Source organism: Escherichia sp. MOD1-EC6021, assembly GCF_002965245.1.
Classification (GTDB): Bacteria; Pseudomonadota; Gammaproteobacteria; order Enterobacterales; family Enterobacteriaceae; genus Escherichia; species Escherichia coli_F.
This window is the reverse complement of record NZ_PTRU01000023.1, coordinates 1-22,028: the sequence shown is the minus strand read 5'-3', so window position 1 is coordinate 22,028 and position 22,028 is coordinate 1. Positions and strand designations below refer to the sequence as shown.

The window sequence follows — 22,028 nt, the reverse complement described above, 5'->3', positions numbered from 1 at the left end:
TGACGTCAGAACAGGACTGAAAAAATGAATAAGTTACCGGAAAATTCAGACCAGACGAAAAACGTCAAAAAATCACTATCCATAACCCGCATAGCCACCCGGGGAATTATTAACATTTTTGTTCCTCTGATGGAGACTCGCCTGATAACGAATTCTGTACAGCATATGCTGGAACAACAAAAACGCAGGCTGGACAGATTTCGTCAGGTAAATAATAAAAAGGCGCAACTCCACCTCACGTGGGAAGAAGCTCTGCAGGCCAGCCATATGTCAGTAGACGATCTGGATCGTCGTTTCCGCCGGCGCAGAACAGTATGGCGATTCTGTTGCTGGAGTCTGCTGGCCATCGCTTTGTTTCTCAGTGGTATGCTCTTTGCCGCCTCTTCATTACCTCTTACGACTCTGGTACGCGCCATCAGCACTCTTGTGCTGATACTGTCAGGCGTCGCTCTTTGTGCTTCCAGAGCACTGATTGTTACATACCGCCTCTGGCAGTTGCATGAACGAAAAGTCAGCGAACCCGAGCAGGGGACTTTTCGTGATTTTCTGAACACCCGCAATGGCTGGCGCAATGCCACGTTAATTGCCGTAACCAGTAAACAATACTGATCACGTCCAGATGCCAGTACCACTGGCATGTCGCCATCCCCCTTAATTAAATCCTGTGTGGCCTTTGCCCATACGCAATTCTATTCCGGAGTTACTGTGAAAATTTTACTTCGCGCACTCTGTGCAGGCCTTGCTATATCCTCACTGCCGGCAATGGCTTCAGTGACCTATCAGGATATTGTGTCTGCCGCAACCAATCCTGACGATCTGTCCCGTCAGGCGCTGGTCACGATATTCGGTGATGTGGTCACCAATCCACTGTCAACCAGCGCCCCCACCCTAATCGGAAGCATGTTCGGGGCGTTCAACAGTATCATCGCCGTACTTGCCGTTGTCTGGTTTATGTTCATTGGTATCCGTCATGTTGTGCGTTCGGGGCATCAGGGACAGGTATTCAGCACCGGACGCGATGTCGTCGGCACACTGAGTGTCGTTGCAGGTTTTCTGATGATCGTTCCAACCGGAAATGGCTGGAGTCTCGCTCAGCTCATTATGTTATGGGGCGCATCGATAATGGGGGTTGGGTCCGCCAATGTGATGGTTCAACTTGCCGCTGATAATATCGCAAATGGTTATTCAATGACTGTACAGCCAGTTCAGGCATCCACACGAACAGCAGCGCGTGGCATTTTTGAAATGGAACTGTGTAAGTATGCGGTTAACGCAGGACTAAATGATTTTAATCAGACGGCCAAATCCTCGACTTCACTGATGACAGAATCAGCTAAAACCGCCAGTGGTAATTACACTGTCACGGTATCCAATGGCAGCGGTATCTGTGGTACAGCCAGCCTGTCAGTAGAAGGAAACGGAACAACAGATCAATCGACGATTGGAAAATTCTTTAATCCCTTCAGTAAAAACGAGTACAGCGGTGTTATCTCAGCACAACGTGCAGCCATGGATAATATGATTAGCGACATGGACAACGCTGCCAGTGAGTTTGTGACAACATTTCTGGAAAAAAGAAATTCTGGCAACGGAACATTGCCGGATATCGAGACACGGATTCAGAGAGCAGCCGACGAGTATGAACGTGCTGTACAAAAATCGCTACCTATTGATAACGGAGAACAATCCAGGAAAGAAGCTCTCAAGTCTTATCTCACAACCTATGGATGGGTGACGCTTGGCGCGTGGTATCAGACCTTTGCCACTGCTAACCAGCGTCTGGCAGAGCTGGCTGACAGAGCTCCAGCTGTAACTTCAATGTCATCACTGGGAGAAGTTGGTGATACTGACTTATTCAGTGCAGTCATGAGTGCCTATAGGACGCAATTGCAGAATTCCTCATATACGCCACCGCTGGGCACAGTAGTATCATCCAGTGAACAACGCATGGCAAATGCACAAGATCCGAAATCAGCCTTGTCTGAAATTATGGGTCCCCTTGTTAGCCTCACTAACAGGATTGCAACGGAAACAAGTGGCACAGGCACAACCAGTACTCAAATTAATCCTCTGATAAAAATGAAAAATATCGGAGATATAACAATGGTCAGTGCAGAAGGAATCTGGACTATATATACAACGGCCAGAGTTGTCGTTGCCGGTGGCAAAGATTCAATTCTTGTAAAATTCTTTAACTCACTAACAGGTGCCGCTTCGATGCTTACCGCGCTGTTTGAAGCACTTGCACCACCTGTTTATTTTCTTTTGTTCCTGATGTTCTGCGCTGGATTTTCCTTATCAATTTACCTGCCATTTATTCCGTTTATTTTCTGGATGACAGGCATCGGAAACTGGATAGTCAGCGTATTAATAGGATGTACCGCCGGGCCTCTGTGGGCTGCAACACATCTCGGGACATCTGAAGACAGAGGAAGTCGGGCAGCCTACGGTTATATATACTTAATTGATAGTATGATAAGGCCGCCCATCATGGTCTTCGGTTTTTTCTTTGCTTCTGTAGCCATCATCGCCGTAGGCACAATACTGAATGCATTATTTGGCGCAGCCCTGGTTAACGTACAGTTCAATTCGCTGACCGGTATTTTCAGTCTTGCTGGTTTCCTGCTGATATACGCCAGAATTTGTACAACCACTGTAGCCGCCATTTTTGCCCTTCAGGCTTACCTACCGGATCATGTTATTAACTTCCTGGGGGGACGTGATGGAGCCAACACGCTTGGCAGCATGGCAAATTCTGTTAAAGAAATATTTATTGGAGGAAGTCGCAATATCCGGCATGCTCCCGGAATGAAAAATGAACGCCTTAAAGATTTGACAAAAGGGAAAGACGAGAAAGATGGAATAAAAGGATAATACAATATAAATATTGCACTACCTCCCCATCGGCATTAAAATAATAGATAGTACGAGGGGAGGCATTATATGAAAGCTAAAAAAGAGACAACAGACAGATTTCCAACCTGGTGGCTATTTTATTATGTATTAAGGAAAGCTTATTTCTATCTTGGAATACCTTTTTTTCTATTCTGCGCATTAGGCTTTACCGAAATGCTATGTTCTGATCGTTATTTCGGAAATAAGGTCGAAGATTATGTTGTCACTTTTGGTAGTTGGTTCTTATTACTTGCACCAGGTATATGGATGTATTCACGTGCAAAAACAAGGAGAGAAAAGATAAGAAAAGTTGTACAAACAATAAAAGAGTCAGGCTTCTACTCTCCAGAGAAGGGATATGAAGGATTATCTTTAACTCAGGGAGCTTATTTCGGAATTGACCTTAAAAAGGGCACAATGTTGTATGTCCGTATCTATCCAGGCAACATTATGGATGTTATCGGTTTTGACATTCATAATTTCACTCGTACTGTAACAGACGACAAAACACTGGAAATTCATACGAAATACATCAACCTGCCAATGGTTCCTGTTCCATCATGGTGTACTCATCCAGAAACCGCATCAAACACCATGCACGCTATGGCAAGTCGAGGATATGATTACCCTGTCGACTTTCCTCGCCTGATTCAGGAAAAGCGTAAGGAGTGGGAGCAGATTGCAGGCATGCCTGTAGCCGAAGTATTTTAAGATAACCCCCCCATAAAAGTCGGTTCAAATGAGCCGGCTTTTGTTTGCAACAACACATAGCTTATGCCGTATTAAATAAACCCAAGGACCTATTTATGGCAAAAACAAAACAGGAATGGTTATATCAGTTACGTCGCTGTTCCAGCTTAAAGACACTTGAGAAAATTATTGCTAAAAACCAGGGCACTTTGGCCTCAGATAAAATAGAAGCATTCAACTCTGCAGTTGATCATCGCCTTGCGGAACTGACAATGAACAAATTGTACGACAAAGTACCGGCTTCTGTCTGGAAGTACGTAAAATAACGCCAACAAAAAGAGCAGGAAATCCCACACCTGCTCTTATTCATGAATAAACATATCCAATATATTCCAATGCGAAGAAATAATCTCCGTAGAATCCCCCCATGAGAAAAATATCATATGGGAGAAAATAGCAATTATCACAGCCAGCGCATTAATTATTTTCAACACAAAAAGGAAAAAGCAATGAATCTGGTAGACGCCTTTGTCAAAAAAGTAATATCCGGGCCATATGAAGAATATGGAAAATGGTGGATAGATGTCGAATACATTTCATGGGGTGTTCCCGGGAAAACAAGACTGATGTTTGAGTCAAATGAGCAGGCACTGGAAGTTAAAGAAGGGTACAAATTTTTAACGTGAGATCTCTTTTTTGATTAGCAGGATTTTTGACATAGCTTTGGGACAAAGCATAGAATTGATTATGTTAGATACAGACTGTCTTTTCCCGCCCAGAGCAACCAACTCTGTAGCGGAACAGTAAAAAAGCCGACCTCACCAGTCGGTTTTTTTACATCTGTTGTTTCTGCAAATCCGCCCCACCATGCCTGTTATACCGGGAAGACTCATGTTCTGGTTACCGTCATCACGACAGATGTGTCGCCAGACAGTGCTAACCTGCGGATTACAAGGGTGGTTGTTATCAAATGAACAGAACACTATTATAAGAACGTTAGCTGAAAAGAGATTTCCTCCAGTCAGGGCCACCAACTCTGTAACGGAACAGTAAGAAAACCGACCTCATCAGTCGGTTTTTTTACATTTATTACTTCTGAGTAACGACAAGCTGTACGTAGCAAGCTCCCTCTGGCGTGGAGGACGTCAGCGGGCTACTATAATGTTGTCTAGGCATTACAGTAGAGCCCTTGGTTGATTGATAGAACAATCTCCCGGGGCTTTCACAAACGCTTTCAGCTTACAGCCTCAAGCTCCCCACCGCGATTTTGACGACTTTCGTATTTTGCAACAATATCAGCTGGTCAGCCTTTCCCGTAAACTTATGGCATGTTGCATTAATCAGGTAGAACAAATTATCATTTTTAGCGTCAGTTATAGACAGCTCTTTTCTGGTCAGAGTCATCAACTTTGTAGCGTAACAGTAAAAAAGCCGGCCTCACCAGTCGGTTTTTTTACGTCTTTTGTATCTGCAAAATCCGCCCCGCCATGCCCGTCACACCGGGGAAACTCATGCTCTGAACCTGAATCAGCCATCTCAACTTTGCCGTCTCCTGAAAAAACTGGCACATTCAGTTCGATAACTACCCATAAATACAGGGAGAAAATCCGATGTCAGAAAAGTGGAGTAAAGAATTCGACTCTTGCTTTCAGGTGGGGAGCATAGAAGAAATTGCCGCTGCTCTCGAGAAACGCTGCGGAAGCGAGGAAAATGCGTTAGCCATGCTGGCAATGACAGCCTTCACACTCATGACCCGACGTGGTATCTGCGAAATGCAGAACGTGGCCCCCGATGGCAAAGGCATTCGGCTGGAGCTAATCGGCTTCAGGGAAAATGAAACAATACCGGATACGCTTCATTGAAGAAGAAAGGGCGCAATGAGGTCAGCCTTCGCAACAAAGCGGCGGCAGAAAACCTGCCGCCGTGTTGCCCGTTAACGTTTAACTTCGTAGGCTAACGTTGCCACAAGCACTGTGTTTCCCTGCTGGAGCCGGAGTCCGCAAAGCGAATCCCTCACAATCCAGACAAAACACAGAATCGTCACACAGACGACGATTAACATCATTAAAAACGTTCGCTGTGGCATCATAGCCCCTCCATTGCCTTCCGGCGGTTATCGGGCTACTATAATGTTGTTGAGGCATTACAGTAGAGCCCTTGGTTGATTGATAAAAAAATCTCCAGGGGCTTTCTGCTGTATACCGTCCACAAAACGCTTTCGGCATACAGCCTCAAGCGCCCGCAGCTATTCTAACGACTTTCGTATCTGCAACAATCCTTTTATCGCACGGCTAACTCCTCTGGTTAGCTCTTATCGCCTGCAAATAAATTTTTAATCTTTCCGTTTGATTTAAATTCCAGAAATGGAGACTTTGTCATGTCTTACAATCGACAGCCTGTCGCAGAAGATCCTATGCAGATATGGGGCGCTGTTGGTGTCCTTCTTATCCTGCTGCTATTCGTCATATGGTTATTCTTGCCGGAAGTGGTTTACGCCAGCTGCCTGATTCTTCATACCTTATGGGGACTGGTAGACTGGGGACCATTTCATAACTATGCAGCACCACGATACAACCTGCTTGCCATGACCGGTAACAACGCCGCCAACATAAGCTATAGCCAGTGGGTTAACGTCATGGAGCAGACCATAGGTATTCTGTGGATGTACCTCTTACCTGTGACACTCTGGTGTTTGTGGGAGTGGTATCAACATCCGGGACAAAGCCGTTTCACCCGCAGACCAGTAGATATTACCCGACTGCCACACATCTTTGCTTCGTTGTCCCCTGCTATCGCCCCTGTGCTGGCAGATGGTGATCCGGAAAAACTCTTTCATGGTGGCAAACGACCTGAACGGCGGGTTGCTCTCACCCCGGAAGCATTTGTCGAACAGCATACTCTCATCACCAATATGCAGCTCGATGTTGCAGCTGCAAGACGATGTTTCATGGCCCAGTTGGGTAAACCTTTAACGTCCTGGAAAGACATGGCACCACATGAAAAAGCGCTCTTTGCCATATTTGGCCTTCAGTATTTCCTGGATGATCGTAAGGCAGCATTAAAGCTCATGGATACACTGAACCTCTCATGCAGAATTAAAAGCAAACGGGACAGCGGGAAATTCTGTACCCCTGTTTATTCACTGGCCAAATCAGCTTTCCAGAGAGTGATTAAAAGCAACGGAGCACAGCAATGGCTGAAACAACATCGCTACGTCCGCAGTGGGCTGGTCTGGCTGTATGCACATGACCTGCGGCTTACGCCACCCAACTGGATTTGGCTGAAAGGCGTGGACAGGACGCTGTTTTATGCATTACACCGCGCCAATACCACGAAAGGATTTATTGAAGGCGCTGGCGTGGTGGCCGTTGCACGTGCAGAGGCCGAAGCCATGCGTTTTGGTCTTCCCTGCCCTGAACCCTGTGTTGATGAAGCGGTGGAAGGCTTACGGCGGGATATGCTCAGTCTCGGTCTTATCTGGGATGAACCACAACCAGATCGCGACCGGAAACGCCGCATCCTGACCAACTGGTCCCTCACCGACGACATCCTGCCCCGCACACCTGCTACAGACAACGAATTCTGATTATCCGGAGAACTGAAAATGACAATCGAGTACTTTGCAACACGCATTGCAAAACATATTTCCGTGCAGGCAATCTGGCCGGATGGTAAGACAGAAATTATTGCCGTCCTTCCACAGGATGCCCTGTCAGGGCTGGTAACACGAAATAATCAACTGATTCATATAGCCTTTGACGCCATGGGCACCCGTAACAGAGAAACCGTCCTGATTGATAAACAGGAGCATAACGCTGACCAGATACTTACAGCTATTGATTCCTGCCTGCGCCTTGAATACCTGATGGAACGCCGCTTCAGCAGAACACCTTTGTTCCGTGCAATAATCGCCAGCGTTGTACTGTTCGTAATGGCAACGATTGCCGTCTTTCTGTTCCGCTATGTTGATCGTGTATTCTGGGATGATACAACGCCTGAAGCAGTACAGACGGCAGGTGAGCCACGACTGCTCCCCCCTCACCTGAATCACACCGTGCCATTAAATGAAGGCATTCAACTCGCGGTTCCCCCGAAAAAAGACGTCCAGGTACCGGAGAAAACACTCACAAGCAAAAATCCGGAAGCCGCAGCTGCCCGACATAATCTGGCTGCTGTTCTGAAGCGGAACGCCGATCGGGGAATGTTTACCGTCAACCTGTCATCCGGTCATGAACGAACCCTTTACGCATTTCTCGATCCTGCCTGTCCTAACTGCAGACTTCTGGAGCCAGCCTTAAAACGCCTGGCCAGCGACTTCAATGTCGTTATCTACCCGGTTTCAGTTATTGGTGGAGAGGAATCCACCGACCGTGTGGCACCACTGCTGTGTGAAAAAGATGCTCAGAAACGTGCTGCCGGCTGGCACCGACTGTATTCCGCAGATAACGGAATGATGACGCCATCAGAAGAAACAACGCCTGCAGATGAAACATGCCTGAAAGCGGCCAGAGCTGCAATTGATGTAAACAATGTCGCCTTCCGTAAGTTCGGATTTGCCGGTACCCCATGGGTGCTGTCCGACACCGGCTGGCATCTGCCTACAGGAATTCTGCAGGAAACTGGCACGCTTAATTTATTCCTGAAAACCACCGACAGCGAGTCTGGCCATGAGTGAACATCGCGTTAACCCCGAGCTTTTACACCGTACAGCCTGGGGAAATCCTGTCTGGAATGCACTCCAGAGTCTCAATATCTATGGCTTTTGCCTGGTGGCAAGTCTTGTGGCCAGTTTTATCTGGCCACTTGCATTACCGGCATGTCTGTTGTTCACACTGATAACAATGCTGGTATTTAGTCTGCAGCGATGGCGCTGCCCTCTTCGTATGCCCATGACGCTGGAATGTGCTGACCCGTCACAGGACAGAATGATTAAAAGAAGTCTTTTCAGCTTCTGGCCAACCCTGTTCCAGTATGAGGTCATTCTGGAATCACCGGCCAGCGGCATATTCTATGTTGGTTATCAACGCGTCAGGGATATTGGCAGGGAGTTATGGCTGAGTATGGACGATCTGACCCGCCATATAATGTTTTTCGCCACCACCGGTGGCGGTAAAACGGAAACCATCTTTGCCTGGGCGATTAACCCACTTTGCTGGGCAAGAGGATTCACCCTTGTCGATGGCAAGGCACAGAATGATACGGCAAGAACGATCTGGTATCTGGCCAGACGCTTTGGACGTGAAGACGATGTGGAAGTCATTAACTTCATGAACGGAGGAAAATCCCGCAGTGAAATCATTCTGAGTGGTGAAAAAACGCGTCCTCAGTCAAATACCTGGAATCCCTTCTGTTACAGCACCGAGGCATTCACAGCGGAGACAATGCAGTCAATGCTGCCCCAGAACGTCCAGGGGGGCGAGTGGCAGTCCCGGGCCATTGCCATGAATAAGGCACTGGTATTTGGTACTAAATTCTGGTGTGTGCGCGAAGGCAAAACAATGTCGCTGCAGATGCTCCGTGAACATATGACTCTCGAAGGGATGGCCAAACTTTACTGTCGTGGCCTCGATGATCAGTGGCCGGAAGAAGCTATCGCACCGTTACGTAACTACCTTCAGGACGTTCCCGGTTTCGACCTGTCGCTGGTCAGGACACCATCAGCCTGGACGGAAGAACCCAGAAAACAACATGCTTATCTCTCCGGGCAGTTTTCTGAAACTTTCAGCACATTCACGGAAGCATTCGGGGATATTTTTGCTGAAGATTCCGGTGATATCGATATTCGTGACAGCATTCACAGCGACAGGATTCTGATGGTAATGATCCCCGCTCTGGATACATCAGCGCATACAACGTCTGCTCTTGGACGAATGTTTATCACCCAGAAAAGTATGATTCTCGCCCGTGATTTGGGCTACCGCCTCGAAGGAACTGATTCCGATGCACTGGAAGTCAAAAAATATAAGGGGCGTTTCCCTTATCTGTGTTTCCTTGATGAAGTGGGGGCATACTATACGGACCGTATTGCTGTGGAAGCCACTCAGGTGCGTTCACTGGATTTTGCTCTGGTTTTGATGGCACAGGACCAGGAGCGTATAGAAGGACAGACAACAGCCACGAATACTGCAACACTGATGCAGAACACGGGGACAAAATTTGCCGGCAGGATTGTCAGCGAGGGTAGTACGGCCAGAACGCTGAAAAGCGCCGCCGGTGAAGAAGCCAGGGCGAGAATGAACAACCTGCAGCGTCAGGACGGCATATTTGGTGAATCATGGATTGACAGCCCACAAATCAGCATCCTGATGGAAAGCAAGATAAATGTTCAGGAGTTGATTGAACTTCATCCTGGCGAGTTCTTTTCTATTTTCCGGGGAGAAACCGTACCATCAGCATCATTCTTCATCCCTGACGATGAGAAAAGCTGCAGCAGCGATCCCGTTGTTATAAACAGGTATATCAGCGTGGATGCGCCACGCCTGGACCGTCTCCGCCGTCTTGTTCCCCGTACTACTCAACGTCGAATACCGTCACCGGAAAATGTCAGTGCCATCATTGGCGTCCTGACTGCAAAACCCTCCAGAAAAAGACGAAAAATTCGCACAGAGCCACACACGATCGTGGATACATTCCAGCAACGCATTGCAGGACGTCAGGCGGCTATGGCAATGCTGGAAGAGTACGACACGGATATCAACGCACGTGAAAACGCCTTATGGGAAACAGCGGTGAATACGCTTAAAACGACCACACGGGAAGAGCGACGAATTCGCTATATCACGCTGAACAGACCAGAACTACCTGAAACAAAAGAGGAAAATCAGATATCAGTGAGAGCAGAAAGAGCAGGTATAAACCTGTTAACGCTTCCACAGGACAATAACCACCCGACAGGGCGTCCTGTAAACGGGTTTCATCATAAAAAAAACAACCGTCCGGACTGGGACGGAATGTACTGAACAGTGGCCGCGCCGGATTCTGGCGCGGCCTTTTTTTTAACCTGGAGAAGGCGGTTCCCAGCGTTTATCCTGCTCCGGCGGAGGCAGTGATGCGTCATCGTTGCTGTTCGCCGCGATATAATCGCGGTAGTAGCGTTCACTTCCTTCACGGTGATGATCCACGTCCGGTCGCGTAATCCTGTAGTCTTCGTGACCGGTACGGCCTGTCACATTATGCCAGGCAACCATTTCAGCAAAGACCTGGTTAAATTGTTTGTCGTTTCCTTCTGGTTCAAAACCCATGCGTGGATCACGCCCGAATAATACCGGTGCAATCAAATCCAGTTTATCTGCCAGCGCATTGCGGTCATGGTGATTACGGAAAACAACCCTGTCACCATAATCCGTACAGACAAACTCTCCCGTCCGACGGTCACGGAAACGAACACTCCCGTTCTTCTGCAGACGGGCCTCGAGATCACCGGTATTACCGTATACCGGCGTTCCGCCCGGTTCACAAAGCACGACACAGCGGTCTGTCGTCGTTGTGCGTGACCTGTCTTTACGGCGATCGCGATAATCCCAGCCTCTCAACTGCGATACAGCAGCCCTGTCTCCCTGAGCAGCCTGAATTTCGACCCACTGACGGTAAGAGGGTGGATACCATTTCCCGTCAGCAATAAGTTTCTGTCGCTCATCCCTGATGTCTTCTTTCAGCCTGATCAATGCCTGCATTCGCTGAACTTCTGCAATGTGATAATGCAGCTTACGTAATGCCGGATCATCGTACTGCGCACGAATGTGTGACTTCCGCAGACGGCATGCCTGATGAATTTCCCGACAACGTTCCCCATAACGCAGATCTGGTTTACGCCATTGTTCACGCCATGCCAGATAGCGGGCACGCAGGTCAGCACGGGCCTCAGCTCTGGCTTCACGTCGCTGCCGGCGCAGCATTGGGGCACGTTTACTGCTGACCCCGTACCTGTCACTGACAGCCAGCTCCGGGTTATAGCGACTTTCAGGTTGCACCCTGTCAAACAAATCTGCTGGGGCACTCACAAAAGGTCCGGCCTGTGGCTCTGCACGCCCCAGTGTCAGATCAGGATGAATGCTGCTGGCCTTCACCGGCGTTTGCTCATGATTAAAGGCATCAACGACAACAAGCCCGTGATGTTGTTTCTGTAGCATCAGTCCCTGTTGTGCAAACAGCTCATGACAACGCTGCCAGGTAAACTCACCCTGTGTGATCATTTCTTCAATTTGAGGGCTACAATGGCTGATGCTGTATCCCCACAGACTTTCTTTGTCAGAAAACAGTTCGCGTTTGATAGCCCCCTGCGGCCCCGTGCCTGTACGCATACGGTGCCATTCTTTATCGGTCGCAGGACAGCTCTCCATACGACGACCACGGAAGCGTTCTGTTGGCGTAACCTGGCGGAAAATATCTGTTGGTACAGGCTGCCAGCCACCATCGAGTTGATTCACATTGTCGAGCGTCAGCAGCGACCATACGCTGTCAGCACGAACGGGAGTCTGGTTATGATCATAACCGTCACAGATAACCAGGTGACCATGCTGAACACGCATCCATAATCCCGCTTCAGCCAGTGTGCGGTGAATAGCCTGGCAGTTTTCCAGCCGTCCTTCCCGTGCCATTTCCGGCAGACGTTCTCCAAGATGACGACAGGCATACTGCTGCAGACTTTCTGTTTCAGCGATTTTTTCCGGGCGAACATCAGCGGCAATGAAGTCCGGATTATAGCGTCCTGGTGCTTCCACCTGGCTGAAAATGTCTTTTGGTACTGGCGTGTAGTCACCCATTTTTTTCATGAGTTTTTCTGCACACCAGGAGGGACCAAACGAGTCAAGCTGTACACCTTCCCTGTTGCGATCCCAGCCATCCATCACCAGAAATTTTCCGTCCATCTGAGACAGGTACAGACCATCTTCCGCAAGACGACGATGCAGGGATAACCAATCATTTACAGGTTCACTGCGTAAACCAGCGACCGCTGTCTGCGCGACATACTCGCGAAAAGTTTGTTTTTTCCCGCGTGTCCACGCGTTCTGGCGATCACGTTCAACGGCGGTTTTGCGAACGATACGATTTCCCGGTGCATGGACCCAGCAACCGTTATCCGGAGCAAAACCATGCTTCAGTTCAAGCTCACGGCAGGCACGACTGAGTTTTTCCTGACTCCAGGATAACCGGTTCAGATAACCCGTTTCAGGGTGTACCCGGTTAACAGCCACATGGACGTGCAGATTATCTGTATCAGTATGCACGGCAGAGACATACTGATGGTCGGCAAGGCCGAGTGATTTCAGCGTATGACGTACACTGTCATAAATCTGTTCCGGACGCGGGCTTTCATGTGACTGCCAGGAAAGGATGTAGTGAAAAACAGGATCAGTGTCATCTTTTGCATAGTGTGCCTGCCGGGCAATGTACTCCATATCTGCAGCGGCAGTTTCAAGAGAAGTACAGTTATGAAAGCAGGTGACACCATAAAAGTTGACCCATTCGCAGCCGTCCTTCATGACATCAACCAGCGCCACGAATGACTCATTTCGAAGACGTGTCGCATAATCAACAAGGCGACTGAAACGGCTTCGGTGCGGTTGTTCAGCCTGCGAAGAAGAAGATAAATCCAGTTCCTCATCGGTCATGTCATCCCGGACAGAGACGTAGGATACCAGGTCTTCGAACGAAGACTTGCCGTCCCTTCTCTTTTTCGGAATGACTGCATTCACCGGAGAATCCTCAACCTTCCATTAACTGTTTACGCAATGTATTTGTAAGTTCGGTTATGGCAACAAGCACTTCTGCGTATTCCTTGTCACCGGTTCTTTTTCCCTGAACAAACAGATGCTTCTGCATCCTTCCCAGTCTCATTAACTCCTTCAGAAAAGCATCATCTGTACGGGAGTTAATTCGCTTATTCAGTGCTGCATTTCGGATGTAAGCAGATACAGTAAGTCCGGAATCTTCAGCTTTTTTCCTGATGGTTTCATCCTCAACAGGAGAGAATCTGAGTGTCCTGACAACTGTCTTTTGCCGTACCTCACTTTTCTTTCTTACCGCACTATCACTCACTTCAGGCTCCTTACGGGGTGTCGGGGCGAAGCCCTGACCAGATGGCAATTGTAATAGCGTCGCGTGTGACGGTATTACAATTGCACATCCTGTCCCGTTTTTCAGGCCATTATAGCCTGTTATTTTTGTGCATCATAGTCTTATGCAGACGGCAGAGGCAGGGCGCAGCCCTGCCAGGAGTCAGTTTTTGATGATAAAATCAGACTTCAACATGAAACGGAGAGAAAGTGCCAATGGCTTCTAAAAAATTTTACTCAGATGATGACATCCAGCTGGCAAAAGCTGCTTTATCGGAATTGCCAGATCTCACCGCTCAACGGAAAACATTGCGTGATTTTCTTGATGCCATTCGTGATGACATTATTGTCCTGGTAAGGACAAAGGGTTATACACTGGCAGATGTTCGTGACACGCTCAAAAATGCAGGGTATGAAGTAGGAGAGAAGGCACTTCGTGACATTATTCGGGAAGCAGAATCGAAAAAACCATCCCGCCGTTCTTCCTCTAAAACAGCACCTAAAAAGACAGATTCAGGCAGGAAAGATGGCATCGATATGAACAATAATTGATGTGACAATGTCACATCGTGTTCTGAGATTATGATGATTACAGAAAAAAAAGCCCCGGCATAAATACCAGGGCTTTTCTGTTTAATCAGACTCGTGGCGGCAATGCACCTGGATAATGCCGTGCAATAATATCATTCAGTTTTTCAACAAGGTCAGAACGCTTAAAGACAATGTGTACGGTCCCTTTCTGGTAGCCACGCACCGTAAAATATTCCCCTTCTAACAGCTTACCGACATTGTCGCCGTTCCCGAGAAATTCACCATACTGCGCCCCGATACTGTTCCTGAAGTCAGGAACGTTGCGCCCCTCCAGCAGATAAAACGGACGTACCAGGTCATCCAGTGCCTCCCGTCCGCTGCAGTCCAGCGTCACACGCCCGTTACTCCAGCGGTACAGCAGGTTTTCAATAATGATTTTCTTACCCAGACGGCAGGGATTATTGGTTCTGTAATCCCATGACAATTTCCGGTAGACATCAATCAGTCCCTGTTCAAATGTCTGCATCTTGCAGGCATTCAGATGGCGGAATGTTGCCAGTACATTGTCCAGGGTGATTTCAGGACAGGTGTCGCTCATCAGCTGGCTGTTCCACTCATCACGCTGGCATGAACTCATGAAGGTGTACATGCCCGTATCTGTCATCAGGCGGTCCCAGATTTTCCGGTCGGCAAGACGGGTGATATTCCTTTTCGCTTCTTCCGGTTTATCTATGCGACGAACGGAATCAGTCACGCAGTCTTCAAACCCGTAAAGAAAAATATCACCTGACGCATCGAGCAGAATCTTGCGCGCTGTCGCCAGGCATTCCATCGCCTGCATGAACAGTGCAATACCTTCGTTACGCTGCGCGATGATGCGGTCGATAGCCACAGACGGAATAACATCTGTCGTACCGGCAGTATTCAGGTCAGCAGTGGGTAAAGTCTGATTCATCACATTGTCTCCTCATCGTCACGACTGCCGGGTCAGCCAGGTCATTTCCCGGAGGAGCGAAGCTCCTTCTGCCGTCCGGGTCTTCGGGAATTTCCCCGCAGTGGACCTTTCCGACGGGGGACGCTCACCACGTCACGGGGCAGTTGTCCGGGGGCAGACGCAAAAGTTTTTGACGCCTGCGGCAAAAAGTTTTGTGGCTGGTACATCTCTCCCCTGGACGACTGAAACGGGATGTGGTCATGTATGTACCCCCGGAAAGTCCGTCTGCGGAGAACAGGCCGCAGTGCGGCGGCAGACAGGCAGAGACAGCTGCGCCATCAGGCGCAGTGGCCTTACACACCGTAAGGTGTGCAGGGAGCGCCGCATACGGCGCGACTGAAGAAAAACGACGGCACAACAATGGCATGTGGTGGTCACTGGCACACCACTCCCGCACAGGTGAAAACAGAGAAAACCGCACGACATTTACAAGCAAAAAAAGTGAAATTTCTTCACTTTTTTACACTTATTTATCGCGCTGATTTGGCAATTGTGATGATAAAATAAAGTGAAGTTTTTTCACTTTTTCAAAGGTGTTTTATGACCGGCTGGGAACTGCGAATCTGGCGAAAAAGCATGCTCTGGTCACGCGAAAAAGCGGCCAGAGAATTTGGCGTGACGCAGAGAACATGGCACGCCTGGGAAAATGCGGAACAGGTGGACGTCACCGTCTGGAGGACCACCCAGGCACTTTCAGTCCGTGACCTGCTGCCTCACATGCAGGGGATGCGTAAGGCAGATATCATCAGGCGACTGGAAAATGAACTGGGGGAAACGGCAGAGGATGTGTGAGCGTGATTCACAGCCTGGCTGAATGCCAGGCTACTGCTCATCAGGAAACAGCTTTTTCAGTTCTTCACCGGAAAGTCCGGTTGCCTCCTGAATCCGTTCCGGCGTCCAGCCCATATCCCGCAGCCGGCAGGCTATTTCCCGCGCCACTTCAAGTGCGCCTTTTTGAATAAGACGTTCTGCAATCGTCATGCTGTTTGCTCTGCTCCTGCTGACAAAAAAGCCCGGCATTTTGCCGGGCTGTGATGTTTACTCAGTGAGAGATTTTCTTCAGTTCGTCATCGGAAAGTCCGGTAGCCTGCTTAATCTGCTCCGGCGTCATCCCCATTTTCTGAAGCTGGCACGCAATAGCCAGGGCTTTTTCAAGCGCTCCTTCCATGCGTCCTTCCATGCGTCCTTCCATCCTGCCTTCCTGGCGACCTTTTTGCTCAAGACGTTCTGCGATAGTCATCAGTTTATCCTCATGCTGCGGCAGACGCTCAGCCAGCGCCCGCATAAATTCCGGTGATACAGAGTCCCCTGCGTTAACGATGTAATGAATCAGAACACGCACCTGCTCGTCTGAAATTTCCACCATGACCTGCGGGAGTTTGTCCAGCAGCTCCATCATGTCACGATGGCGGATATGCTTCATCAGCAGCGTCAGTGCGGCCATCCGGCGATGGTTCATGATTTCATTGTCATCAACGACAGTGATATCAACCAGCGGAAACGGCTTTGTGTATATTTTAGCCGCAAGCGCCGGATTCTCAAAACAGTCCAGCCAGTTCATGCTGTACGGGTACGGGCTGCGCTCACCGTGATAGAACAGCACCGGAATGACCAGTGGCAACGTTTTGTGCTGCTCCAGATGTCTCTGCATCGCCGCCACACTGTAACGTAACATGCGGAAAGGCATGTACAGATTTTCGGTGCTCTGGTGCTCGATGAGCGTATAAACATAGCCATCTTCACCCCCGGTGGTTTTCACACTCCAGAGGATATCGCTGGCGTACTGATGCAGGTCCGGCTCAACAAAGGTGGCGGGTTCCAGCTTCAGCGTGGACAGGTCGCACAACTGCCGGTACTCCGCCGGAAGATGCAGTTCCAGAAAATCTCTGGCGACGTCGGGATTCGCCAGGAACGACCGGAACGCGGCATCATGCGGCGTGGGCGTCGTGGTGGTTTTCTTCTTACTCACGGTTCCTCCTGGTGAGATGTCTGAACGTATCCTGCCGCCTGCACAGGCAGACGGCAAGGGTTAATCAGTGGCAGACCCGCTCAATTTCAAGCGCGCGGAGCAGGTGGCCCCATTCGCTGACTTTCATAGCGGGGATACGCACCCGCTTCTGCTCACTGCAGCGTCTGGCGATATGGCCGCTCATCGCCAGGACGTCCGGGTTAATCTCATCCTGTGCCAGCTCCTGACGTCTGAAGCGGGTATGGCGGTGCAGGGGTTTATTCTCCCGCAGGCACTCTTCACGCAGACGCTTTACATACTCGGCGGTTGCGAAGATAATTGATGGTCTCATGGCATAATCTCCATAGATAGTGATTGAGATGTCGGACTTCCTGGCGGGGAAGCGCCGGCGGAGAGAGGCAGGGTTTATCGCCCTGCCTTTTTTTCATTTCGGACAGCGACGCAGTGCCAGCGCGAGCGCTTTCATCTTCCAGCCTTCCGGCGTGCGGTACATCACCTTCCAGTAGCCGTCGATGAACACATAATGGAAGCGCACCTCTTCAGTGCTTTCAGTGGCAATAGCCTCCCTGAAAGAACGGTACTCACGCGCCTCACTGTCCATCCGGAAACCACTGTCACGTCCGTAATAAGCCGTCACACCGTCCACCGGGTTCTGAAGCGTATGCCCGGCGGGTTTGTCGCAACGGGGACCGAGGCAACGGATATCACCGTGTTCAACCAGGGCTTCGGCCTGCTGACCGGTGGCATAGTGGGTATGCAGGATGCGACCGTTCCAGGTCGGCTCACCGTGCAGGTGGCAGTAAACGGTACGGAACACCCCGTCGCGGCAAAAAACGGAAATCGTGCTGCTGACAGTCATGAAAACGTCTCCTTCTGCTGAATCAGGTCGCCGGGCCGACCGGTTGCTCCCCGGAGGGGCGAAAGCCCCTTCTGCCGTCCACTTCTTCGGGGTTTCTCCCCGCAGTGGACCTTTCCGATGGGGCGTCCGTCACCACGTCACGGGGCAGCTGTCCGGGGGCGGACGCAAAATTTTTTGCCGGGTTTATGGCTAAAAATTTTGTGGACGGTATATCTTCCCCTGGACTGCTGAAACGGGATGTGGTTACTCCAGCCCCCGGAAAGTCCACAGCGGGAAACAGGCCGCAGGGGTGGCGGCGGAAGGGTTGACTGCGCCATCAGGCGCAGTGGCCTTACACACCGTCAGGTGTGCAGGGAGCGCCGTTTCCGGCGCGACAGGGGCGGCGCGACCGGAACGGTCGCTGCAGGCCTGGTTTTTCAGACATCGGACCGTAGCGGCAGCCCGAAACCGCGCCAGCGGGTTCGGCGGAGACTGGCGGGTGCGCCAGCAGCTGCCTGTCGGAGTCGGGCCTGACGACCGGATGCCGCCAGGCAGCCGGGAGCCGAAGGTGTCCCCGCCTCCGGAAATCAGAACAACAGAAACGACATAACAGAAAAATGCCTCACACCATGACGGGCAGGAAGGGCAGCGCCGCAGGCGCGGCCCTCCTGCATTTCAGGCAGGCGTAAGCCTGCCAGGGTTTTCCGGCGGCCTGGCAGGCCATACCCCCGCCGGAGCGGGGGAGTAAATCACCGACGGAACACATGACCGTCAATAAAGGTGAAGGAGTCCAGGAATAAATCCCGCGCATACGCCTCATAGTCAAAATAGAGCGCCACCGTCTCCGGCACGTCAGCCAGCAGGCCGGTATCACTGGCGAACTCAACCGCAAAAGCCTCCTCACTGTCAGCCTCGCCCCACCAGGCATCGCGGAAGGTGTCAAAATCCGTCTCACCGGTATCCTCCACCCATAGACGATAAGCCTCTTCGCAGCCTTCATCCCGTGCCTGGCGGAAGCCTTCAACCCAGGCCCAGTTGATATGGCATTCAGAGGCCATATTCCCCGGGAATCCCTCATAATCCTGAAACATCAGTTCAGGATCGGCTTCATCCTGGTGAAGAGCACGGCAGGCGGCGAAAAAGTCGCGCTCATCATCAAACGTGGTCAGGTCAAACCAGCGTCCGGCGATGCTTCCACAGTTGTATTTGTGCCAGGTTCCAACGTATACAGCAGGTGCAACAACAGACATTCCCGAATCCTCCATAGTCACATGTTCTGCGGCACCGGGCGGTGCCGTGCCTCCATAAAAGCCGGGCGATAAGGCGGGGATGCACAGGGCGCAAGGGAAGCCGCAGCCTGACGCACACGGCTGACGGGAGTTGGAGGGTGAGACAGCGAAATCTGAGCGGGTGAACGACCGGAAAATCACGGCAGACGGGAAGGAGGGACCGGGTGACCGCAGCGGCGAAGCGTACCCTTGCATCCCTGCCAGCCCGGCTAAGATGGAGGCACGGCACAGCCCGCACACGACGCTGAGGCCACAGAGCTGAAAACCCACAAGGCCATGCCCCGCATGGCCGGGTAAAAGCGGAGCCGCCGGCGACTTCCTTATTCCGGCGAGTGCAGAGGACACGCCGCATGACCTCCAGACCACCCCTGATATGAAACGATCATGATCGGCGTGTCCCTGCGTAAAATATACATGTCTGGTTCACCGGAGAATATCTGTGATATCCACAAGTTTTCTGTCGCACAGCCAGTCCTGCGCTTCACGCACCACGCTACTGTCGGGTTTCACCGCTTTCAGCGATGATGCCAGTCGCTTGATCAACATAACCAGTTCCCGTGTCTGTATGTCCGGCATTGTCTCCGGCGGAGCAGAGGGACTCTCATTTCCGACGCCCATCCCATGCGCTTCCAGTGTGGCACGGACAAACCAGGCGGCATCGACCAGTTGCTGGCGAATCCAGGTCAGATCGGCATTTCTGTCACGGGCTGCCATTCGCTCACCCGACAGCGCCTTGCTGATATGGCTGCGCACCAGATTATCCAGGAGTTCCTGCGCTTCTTCCGGTGAAAAGCCACCTGGTATCTCTGTGCGCAACAGTCCTTTCCTGTACAGTAGCTGCAGCAGATCAATCTGCGACCGCACTGCAACTATCAGTACATAACGGACAATATTCGCACTGGCGGTGGTTTCTGTATCATTCAGCAGTTCCTCCGGATCATTACCACCGGTATTGCAGAGCAACGGCAACAGAGGTCGCATCCACACGGGAACCTGATATTGTTCGTCTGATTTCATCATATTGCGTTCTCCAGCTTGTTCGGGATCATCCACTGCTCAAGTGCACGTACCTGTACCGGTGCACCACGACCGGCCTCACCAGCTTCAAAAATCAGCCGCCAGAGTGGTTCCTCCTGCCAGAAAAACCGGTCAAATGATGACAGTGATGGAAAACGCCCGCACCACCCCCAGAAAATCGTTTCCAGATCATGCTCCTCAACAACACCAGACCAGCGGGACAACCAGCTTCCGACCGTGGAGGGAGTATGAAACGCAAGGTCAATCTGCGCCTGAGCAAAACATGTCTGGTATTCCAGTTCCCGTCGTTCTGCCTCACGTTCCCGCTGGCGGCTGTATTTCTGCTCTGTCAGCGTGGTTTTCTGACGACGCCGCTCACCTTCACGAAAAGGAACGGACGGGAACAGACGATGCCCCGCATCGGATGGCAGGGGAAGAACACAGACTTCACCAAAACTTTCAATCAGTTTATCCACGGCAGCCAGCCACAGGAGACGGTTGCCATGAAATTCCTCCTTCGTCAGCGCAGGAGCAAAAAAGCGGAGATCGGTCAGCGAAATCCGGCGACTGCCATTCAGGCAGCGAAAGAAAGCGCTGGCATAAGGCCATGCTGAAAGTGTGCGTCCCTGACGACGACGTTGTTCGGTGACAGCCACAGCCTGCATGGCGGCCTGTTGCTCTGCGCTGAGGGGGATCAGTGCCCGTGAACGTGCGCTCATGCCTGACCTCCTTCTGCCATCAGGATATGGATGATATCGTTAACACTGTACCCCTGCGCATCAAGTGTCGCGGCAAGCGCCAGCGTGTGACTGATAGCGACAGGCGTGAAGATATGTTGCACCTGAACGACGGCGAAAGGCTGTCCACCACAATTCACCAGAACCAGCATCCAGAGCTGAGAGACGTCTCCCGGCGAACATAATGCCAGGTGGAAACGTTCGTGGGCTGGCGTGAAACGGACCTGGACGGGGAAAAAGCCCCCGAACTCACTGCCATACTCGCCATTCATCATCCAGTTAGCCGGTGCGTCCACTTCACGCATCACCTCGTGAGTGAGATTACGGCGCATATCGCTTCCCGCAGCACGGATATCTTCATATTCCTGTGCGTTCATGGACTGCAGGGCATTCAGGGTCAGTTCAGTTTTCATCACGGTATCTCCCTTGCTGCCGCCCCGTCTCCGGCGGGGCGGTGTGGTTGTTTATCAGGCGGCATCAGCCAGGTTATCGGTGCGTTCAGTGGTATCCGTCTGTGGATGTGGTGCACACATCCAGCCAGGCACCCAGCGGTTGTCTTTCATATGGTGCTCTGCATGTTCAGCCGCATCACCTTTCTTCATCTTCTCTGCATCCCGTGCAGCACCGGACAGTCCTGCCTCATTCAGGGCTGCGATAATCTGCGGCTTTTTCAGGTGTCCGAAGAAGTTTGCTTTTGTCGGCTGCCACCAGTCGCGCATGTGAAAACCGATGGCGCTCTCCAGCGTGTCCAGCGGGCTGCGTGACGTGTGACCACACTCGCGGGTCTGAACGCCGTGGATGCTGCACGCGGTGCAGAAACTGAGCAGGGATAACAGCACCTCCTGACTGAGTGACAGGAACGTCGTCATGTCCCGTGACCATCCCTCCGGTAACAGGGCCGCAAGACGGGCTTTTTCTGCCATCATCGCCATGAACGCGGCACCTTCCTTCCCTGACGGCGCATCGCTGGTCAGCGAATAATGTTTACATTCCAGGCTGATTTGTGCTGGTTT

Annotated in this window: 24 protein-coding genes and 1 pseudogene; 12 read left to right on the top strand and 13 right to left on the bottom strand. The window is 50.9% G+C overall.

Annotation, left to right across the window (positions count from 1 at the left end):
* The first annotated feature begins 24 nt into the window (after positions 1 to 24).
* The 6 genes from traX (at position 25) to BEB54_RS21070 (ending at position 5,447) form a co-directional block, all read left to right on the top strand.
* Entirely contained in the window at positions 25 to 609 is a 585-nt protein-coding gene (gene traX / locus BEB54_RS21100; RefSeq protein WP_001037983.1) for an IncI1-type conjugal transfer protein TraX, read from the top strand.
* 96 nt (positions 610 to 705) lie between these two features.
* A complete protein-coding gene (locus tag BEB54_RS21095; RefSeq protein WP_105282265.1) occupies positions 706 to 2,874 on the top strand; it encodes a DotA/TraY family protein in 2,169 nt (722 codons plus the stop codon).
* Positions 2,875 to 2,943: 69 nt separating this feature from the next.
* A complete protein-coding gene (gene excA, locus BEB54_RS21090; RefSeq protein WP_105282264.1) occupies positions 2,944 to 3,606 on the top strand; it encodes a plasmid IncI1-type surface exclusion protein ExcA in 663 nt (220 codons plus the stop codon).
* Between the two features lie 95 nt (positions 3,607 to 3,701).
* A complete protein-coding gene (hha, locus tag BEB54_RS21085; RefSeq protein WP_001140544.1) occupies positions 3,702 to 3,911 on the top strand; it encodes a hemolysin expression modulator Hha in 210 nt (69 codons plus the stop codon).
* Positions 3,912 to 4,028: 117 nt separating this feature from the next.
* On the top strand, positions 4,029 to 4,271 hold the full coding sequence (locus BEB54_RS28855; protein WP_157943801.1) for a hypothetical protein: 243 nt from the start codon (positions 4,029 to 4,031) through the stop codon (positions 4,269 to 4,271).
* Positions 4,272 to 5,195: 924 nt separating this feature from the next.
* Positions 5,196 to 5,447 carry a hypothetical protein gene (locus BEB54_RS21070; protein WP_024171163.1) on the top strand — a complete coding sequence of 84 codons (252 nt, stop codon included), beginning with the start codon at positions 5,196 to 5,198 and terminating at the stop codon, positions 5,445 to 5,447.
* A gap of 71 nt (positions 5,448 to 5,518) precedes the next feature.
* Here the strand turns inward: BEB54_RS21070 and BEB54_RS21065 are convergent, their stop codons facing one another.
* Positions 5,519 to 5,671 (bottom strand): Hok/Gef family protein, encoded by a 153-nt coding sequence (locus BEB54_RS21065; protein ID WP_024179505.1) that lies wholly within the window; start codon positions 5,669 to 5,671, stop codon positions 5,519 to 5,521.
* 291 nt (positions 5,672 to 5,962) lie between these two features.
* Here BEB54_RS21065 and trbA point away from each other — a divergent pair, with 291 nt between their 5' ends.
* From trbA to trbC, 3 genes are read left to right on the top strand one after another with little or no spacing between them, the layout of a single operon-like run.
* Positions 5,963 to 7,171, top strand: coding sequence for an IncI1-type conjugal transfer protein TrbA (trbA, locus tag BEB54_RS21060; protein ID WP_000121273.1), 1,209 nt, complete (start codon positions 5,963 to 5,965; stop codon positions 7,169 to 7,171).
* Positions 7,172 to 7,189: 18 nt separating this feature from the next.
* On the top strand, positions 7,190 to 8,260 hold the full coding sequence (gene trbB / locus BEB54_RS21055) for an IncI1-type conjugal transfer protein TrbB (RefSeq protein WP_105282262.1): 1,071 nt from the start codon (positions 7,190 to 7,192) through the stop codon (positions 8,258 to 8,260).
* The gene (gene trbC / locus BEB54_RS21050) at positions 8,253 to 10,544 is read left to right on the top strand and encodes an F-type conjugative transfer protein TrbC (protein ID WP_105282261.1); all 2,292 of its coding nucleotides are present in this window, start codon (positions 8,253 to 8,255) and stop codon (positions 10,542 to 10,544) included. The genes trbB and trbC overlap by 8 nt, the downstream gene beginning before the upstream one ends.
* Positions 10,545 to 10,580: 36 nt before the next feature.
* On the opposite strand, the gene nikB is transcribed toward trbC, so the two are convergent.
* On the bottom strand, positions 10,581 to 13,280 hold the full coding sequence (gene nikB, locus BEB54_RS21045) for an IncI1-type relaxase NikB (protein WP_105282260.1): 2,700 nt from the start codon (positions 13,278 to 13,280) through the stop codon (positions 10,581 to 10,583).
* Between the two features lie 10 nt (positions 13,281 to 13,290).
* On the bottom strand, positions 13,291 to 13,623 hold the full coding sequence (gene nikA / locus BEB54_RS21040) for an IncI1-type relaxosome accessory protein NikA (protein ID WP_001283947.1): 333 nt from the start codon (positions 13,621 to 13,623) through the stop codon (positions 13,291 to 13,293).
* A gap of 233 nt (positions 13,624 to 13,856) precedes the next feature.
* On the opposite strand from nikA, the gene BEB54_RS21035 reads away from it, so the two are divergent.
* Positions 13,857 to 14,192, top strand: a complete 336-nt coding sequence (locus BEB54_RS21035) for a molybdopterin-guanine dinucleotide biosynthesis protein MobC (RefSeq protein WP_000157095.1) — start codon at positions 13,857 to 13,859, stop codon at positions 14,190 to 14,192.
* A gap of 85 nt (positions 14,193 to 14,277) precedes the next feature.
* Here the strand turns inward: BEB54_RS21035 and BEB54_RS21030 are convergent, their stop codons facing one another.
* Entirely contained in the window at positions 14,278 to 15,126 is an 849-nt protein-coding gene (locus BEB54_RS21030) for a DUF4942 domain-containing protein (protein WP_001077023.1), read from the bottom strand.
* Positions 15,127 to 15,474: 348 nt separating this feature from the next.
* Between BEB54_RS21030 and BEB54_RS29820 the strand changes: the two genes are divergently transcribed.
* Positions 15,475 to 15,672, top strand: a complete 198-nt coding sequence (locus BEB54_RS29820) for a hypothetical protein (protein ID WP_001161115.1) — start codon at positions 15,475 to 15,477, stop codon at positions 15,670 to 15,672.
* A gap of 33 nt (positions 15,673 to 15,705) precedes the next feature.
* Positions 15,706 to 15,957 (top strand): helix-turn-helix transcriptional regulator, encoded by a 252-nt coding sequence (locus tag BEB54_RS21015; protein ID WP_000148285.1) that lies wholly within the window; start codon positions 15,706 to 15,708, stop codon positions 15,955 to 15,957.
* A 30-nt stretch (positions 15,958 to 15,987) separates the two neighbouring features.
* Here BEB54_RS21015 and BEB54_RS21010 read toward each other — a convergent pair whose 3' ends face one another.
* From BEB54_RS21010 to BEB54_RS20955, 9 genes and pseudogenes are all read right to left on the bottom strand, one after another.
* Positions 15,988 to 16,185, bottom strand: coding sequence for a hypothetical protein (locus BEB54_RS21010; protein WP_001348086.1), 198 nt, complete (start codon positions 16,183 to 16,185; stop codon positions 15,988 to 15,990).
* 22 nt (positions 16,186 to 16,207) lie between these two features.
* Positions 16,208 to 17,134, bottom strand: coding sequence for an Rpn family recombination-promoting nuclease/putative transposase (locus BEB54_RS21005; protein ID WP_015059305.1), 927 nt, complete (start codon positions 17,132 to 17,134; stop codon positions 16,208 to 16,210).
* Between the two features lie 64 nt (positions 17,135 to 17,198).
* On the bottom strand, positions 17,199 to 17,465 hold the full coding sequence (locus tag BEB54_RS21000; RefSeq protein ID WP_001247862.1) for a hypothetical protein: 267 nt from the start codon (positions 17,463 to 17,465) through the stop codon (positions 17,199 to 17,201).
* A gap of 93 nt (positions 17,466 to 17,558) precedes the next feature.
* Positions 17,559 to 17,993, bottom strand: coding sequence for a hypothetical protein (locus BEB54_RS20995; RefSeq protein WP_000218863.1), 435 nt, complete (start codon positions 17,991 to 17,993; stop codon positions 17,559 to 17,561).
* Positions 17,994 to 18,721: 728 nt separating this feature from the next.
* The gene (locus BEB54_RS20980) at positions 18,722 to 19,222 is read right to left on the bottom strand and encodes an antirestriction protein ArdA (RefSeq protein WP_000117622.1); all 501 of its coding nucleotides are present in this window, start codon (positions 19,220 to 19,222) and stop codon (positions 18,722 to 18,724) included.
* A gap of 462 nt (positions 19,223 to 19,684) precedes the next feature.
* The gene (locus BEB54_RS20970) at positions 19,685 to 20,281 is read right to left on the bottom strand and encodes a hypothetical protein (protein WP_000978012.1); all 597 of its coding nucleotides are present in this window, start codon (positions 20,279 to 20,281) and stop codon (positions 19,685 to 19,687) included.
* Positions 20,278 to 20,997, bottom strand: a complete 720-nt coding sequence (locus tag BEB54_RS20965) for a plasmid SOS inhibition protein A (RefSeq protein ID WP_001276263.1) — start codon at positions 20,995 to 20,997, stop codon at positions 20,278 to 20,280. The genes BEB54_RS20970 and BEB54_RS20965 overlap by 4 nt, the downstream gene beginning before the upstream one ends.
* The gene (gene psiB, locus BEB54_RS20960) at positions 20,994 to 21,428 is read right to left on the bottom strand and encodes a conjugation system SOS inhibitor PsiB (protein WP_000845897.1); all 435 of its coding nucleotides are present in this window, start codon (positions 21,426 to 21,428) and stop codon (positions 20,994 to 20,996) included. Before psiB ends, BEB54_RS20965 begins: the two co-directional genes overlap by 4 nt.
* Before the next feature lie 54 nt (positions 21,429 to 21,482).
* Positions 21,483 to 22,028, bottom strand: a pseudogene (locus tag BEB54_RS20955) (ParB/RepB/Spo0J family partition protein); the annotation flags it as partial.

Excerpts from the sequence above, each read along its gene's own strand:
- BEB54_RS21035 (WP_000157095.1), top strand. The coding sequence starts at position 13,857 with ATGGCTTCTAAAAAATTTTACTCAGATGATGACATCCAGCTGGCAAAA.
- trbB (WP_105282262.1), top strand. The coding sequence starts at position 7,190 with ATGACAATCGAGTACTTTGCAACACGCATTGCAAAACATATTTCCGTG.
- BEB54_RS20970 (WP_000978012.1), bottom strand. The coding sequence starts at position 20,281 with ATGATGAAATCAGACGAACAATATCAGGTTCCCGTGTGGATGCGACCT.
- BEB54_RS28855 (WP_157943801.1), top strand. The coding sequence starts at position 4,029 with ATGGGAGAAAATAGCAATTATCACAGCCAGCGCATTAATTATTTTCAA.
- trbC (WP_105282261.1), top strand. The coding sequence starts at position 8,253 with ATGAGTGAACATCGCGTTAACCCCGAGCTTTTACACCGTACAGCCTGG.
- hha (WP_001140544.1), top strand. The coding sequence starts at position 3,702 with ATGGCAAAAACAAAACAGGAATGGTTATATCAGTTACGTCGCTGTTCC.
- BEB54_RS21010 (WP_001348086.1), bottom strand. The coding sequence starts at position 16,185 with ATGCCGGGCTTTTTTGTCAGCAGGAGCAGAGCAAACAGCATGACGATT.
- traX (WP_001037983.1), top strand. The coding sequence starts at position 25 with ATGAATAAGTTACCGGAAAATTCAGACCAGACGAAAAACGTCAAAAAA.
- BEB54_RS21000 (WP_001247862.1), bottom strand. The coding sequence starts at position 17,465 with ATGAGACCATCAATTATCTTCGCAACCGCCGAGTATGTAAAGCGTCTG.
- BEB54_RS20965 (WP_001276263.1), bottom strand. The coding sequence starts at position 20,997 with ATGAGCGCACGTTCACGGGCACTGATCCCCCTCAGCGCAGAGCAACAG.
- psiB (WP_000845897.1), bottom strand. The coding sequence starts at position 21,428 with ATGAAAACTGAACTGACCCTGAATGCCCTGCAGTCCATGAACGCACAG.
- BEB54_RS21015 (WP_000148285.1), top strand. The coding sequence starts at position 15,706 with ATGACCGGCTGGGAACTGCGAATCTGGCGAAAAAGCATGCTCTGGTCA.
- BEB54_RS20995 (WP_000218863.1), bottom strand. The coding sequence starts at position 17,993 with ATGACTGTCAGCAGCACGATTTCCGTTTTTTGCCGCGACGGGGTGTTC.
- excA (WP_105282264.1), top strand. The coding sequence starts at position 2,944 with ATGAAAGCTAAAAAAGAGACAACAGACAGATTTCCAACCTGGTGGCTA.
- trbA (WP_000121273.1), top strand. The coding sequence starts at position 5,963 with ATGTCTTACAATCGACAGCCTGTCGCAGAAGATCCTATGCAGATATGG.
- BEB54_RS21030 (WP_001077023.1), bottom strand. The coding sequence starts at position 15,126 with ATGAATCAGACTTTACCCACTGCTGACCTGAATACTGCCGGTACGACA.
- BEB54_RS21070 (WP_024171163.1), top strand. The coding sequence starts at position 5,196 with ATGTCAGAAAAGTGGAGTAAAGAATTCGACTCTTGCTTTCAGGTGGGG.
- BEB54_RS20980 (WP_000117622.1), bottom strand. The coding sequence starts at position 19,222 with ATGTCTGTTGTTGCACCTGCTGTATACGTTGGAACCTGGCACAAATAC.
- BEB54_RS21065 (WP_024179505.1), bottom strand. The coding sequence starts at position 5,671 with ATGCCACAGCGAACGTTTTTAATGATGTTAATCGTCGTCTGTGTGACG.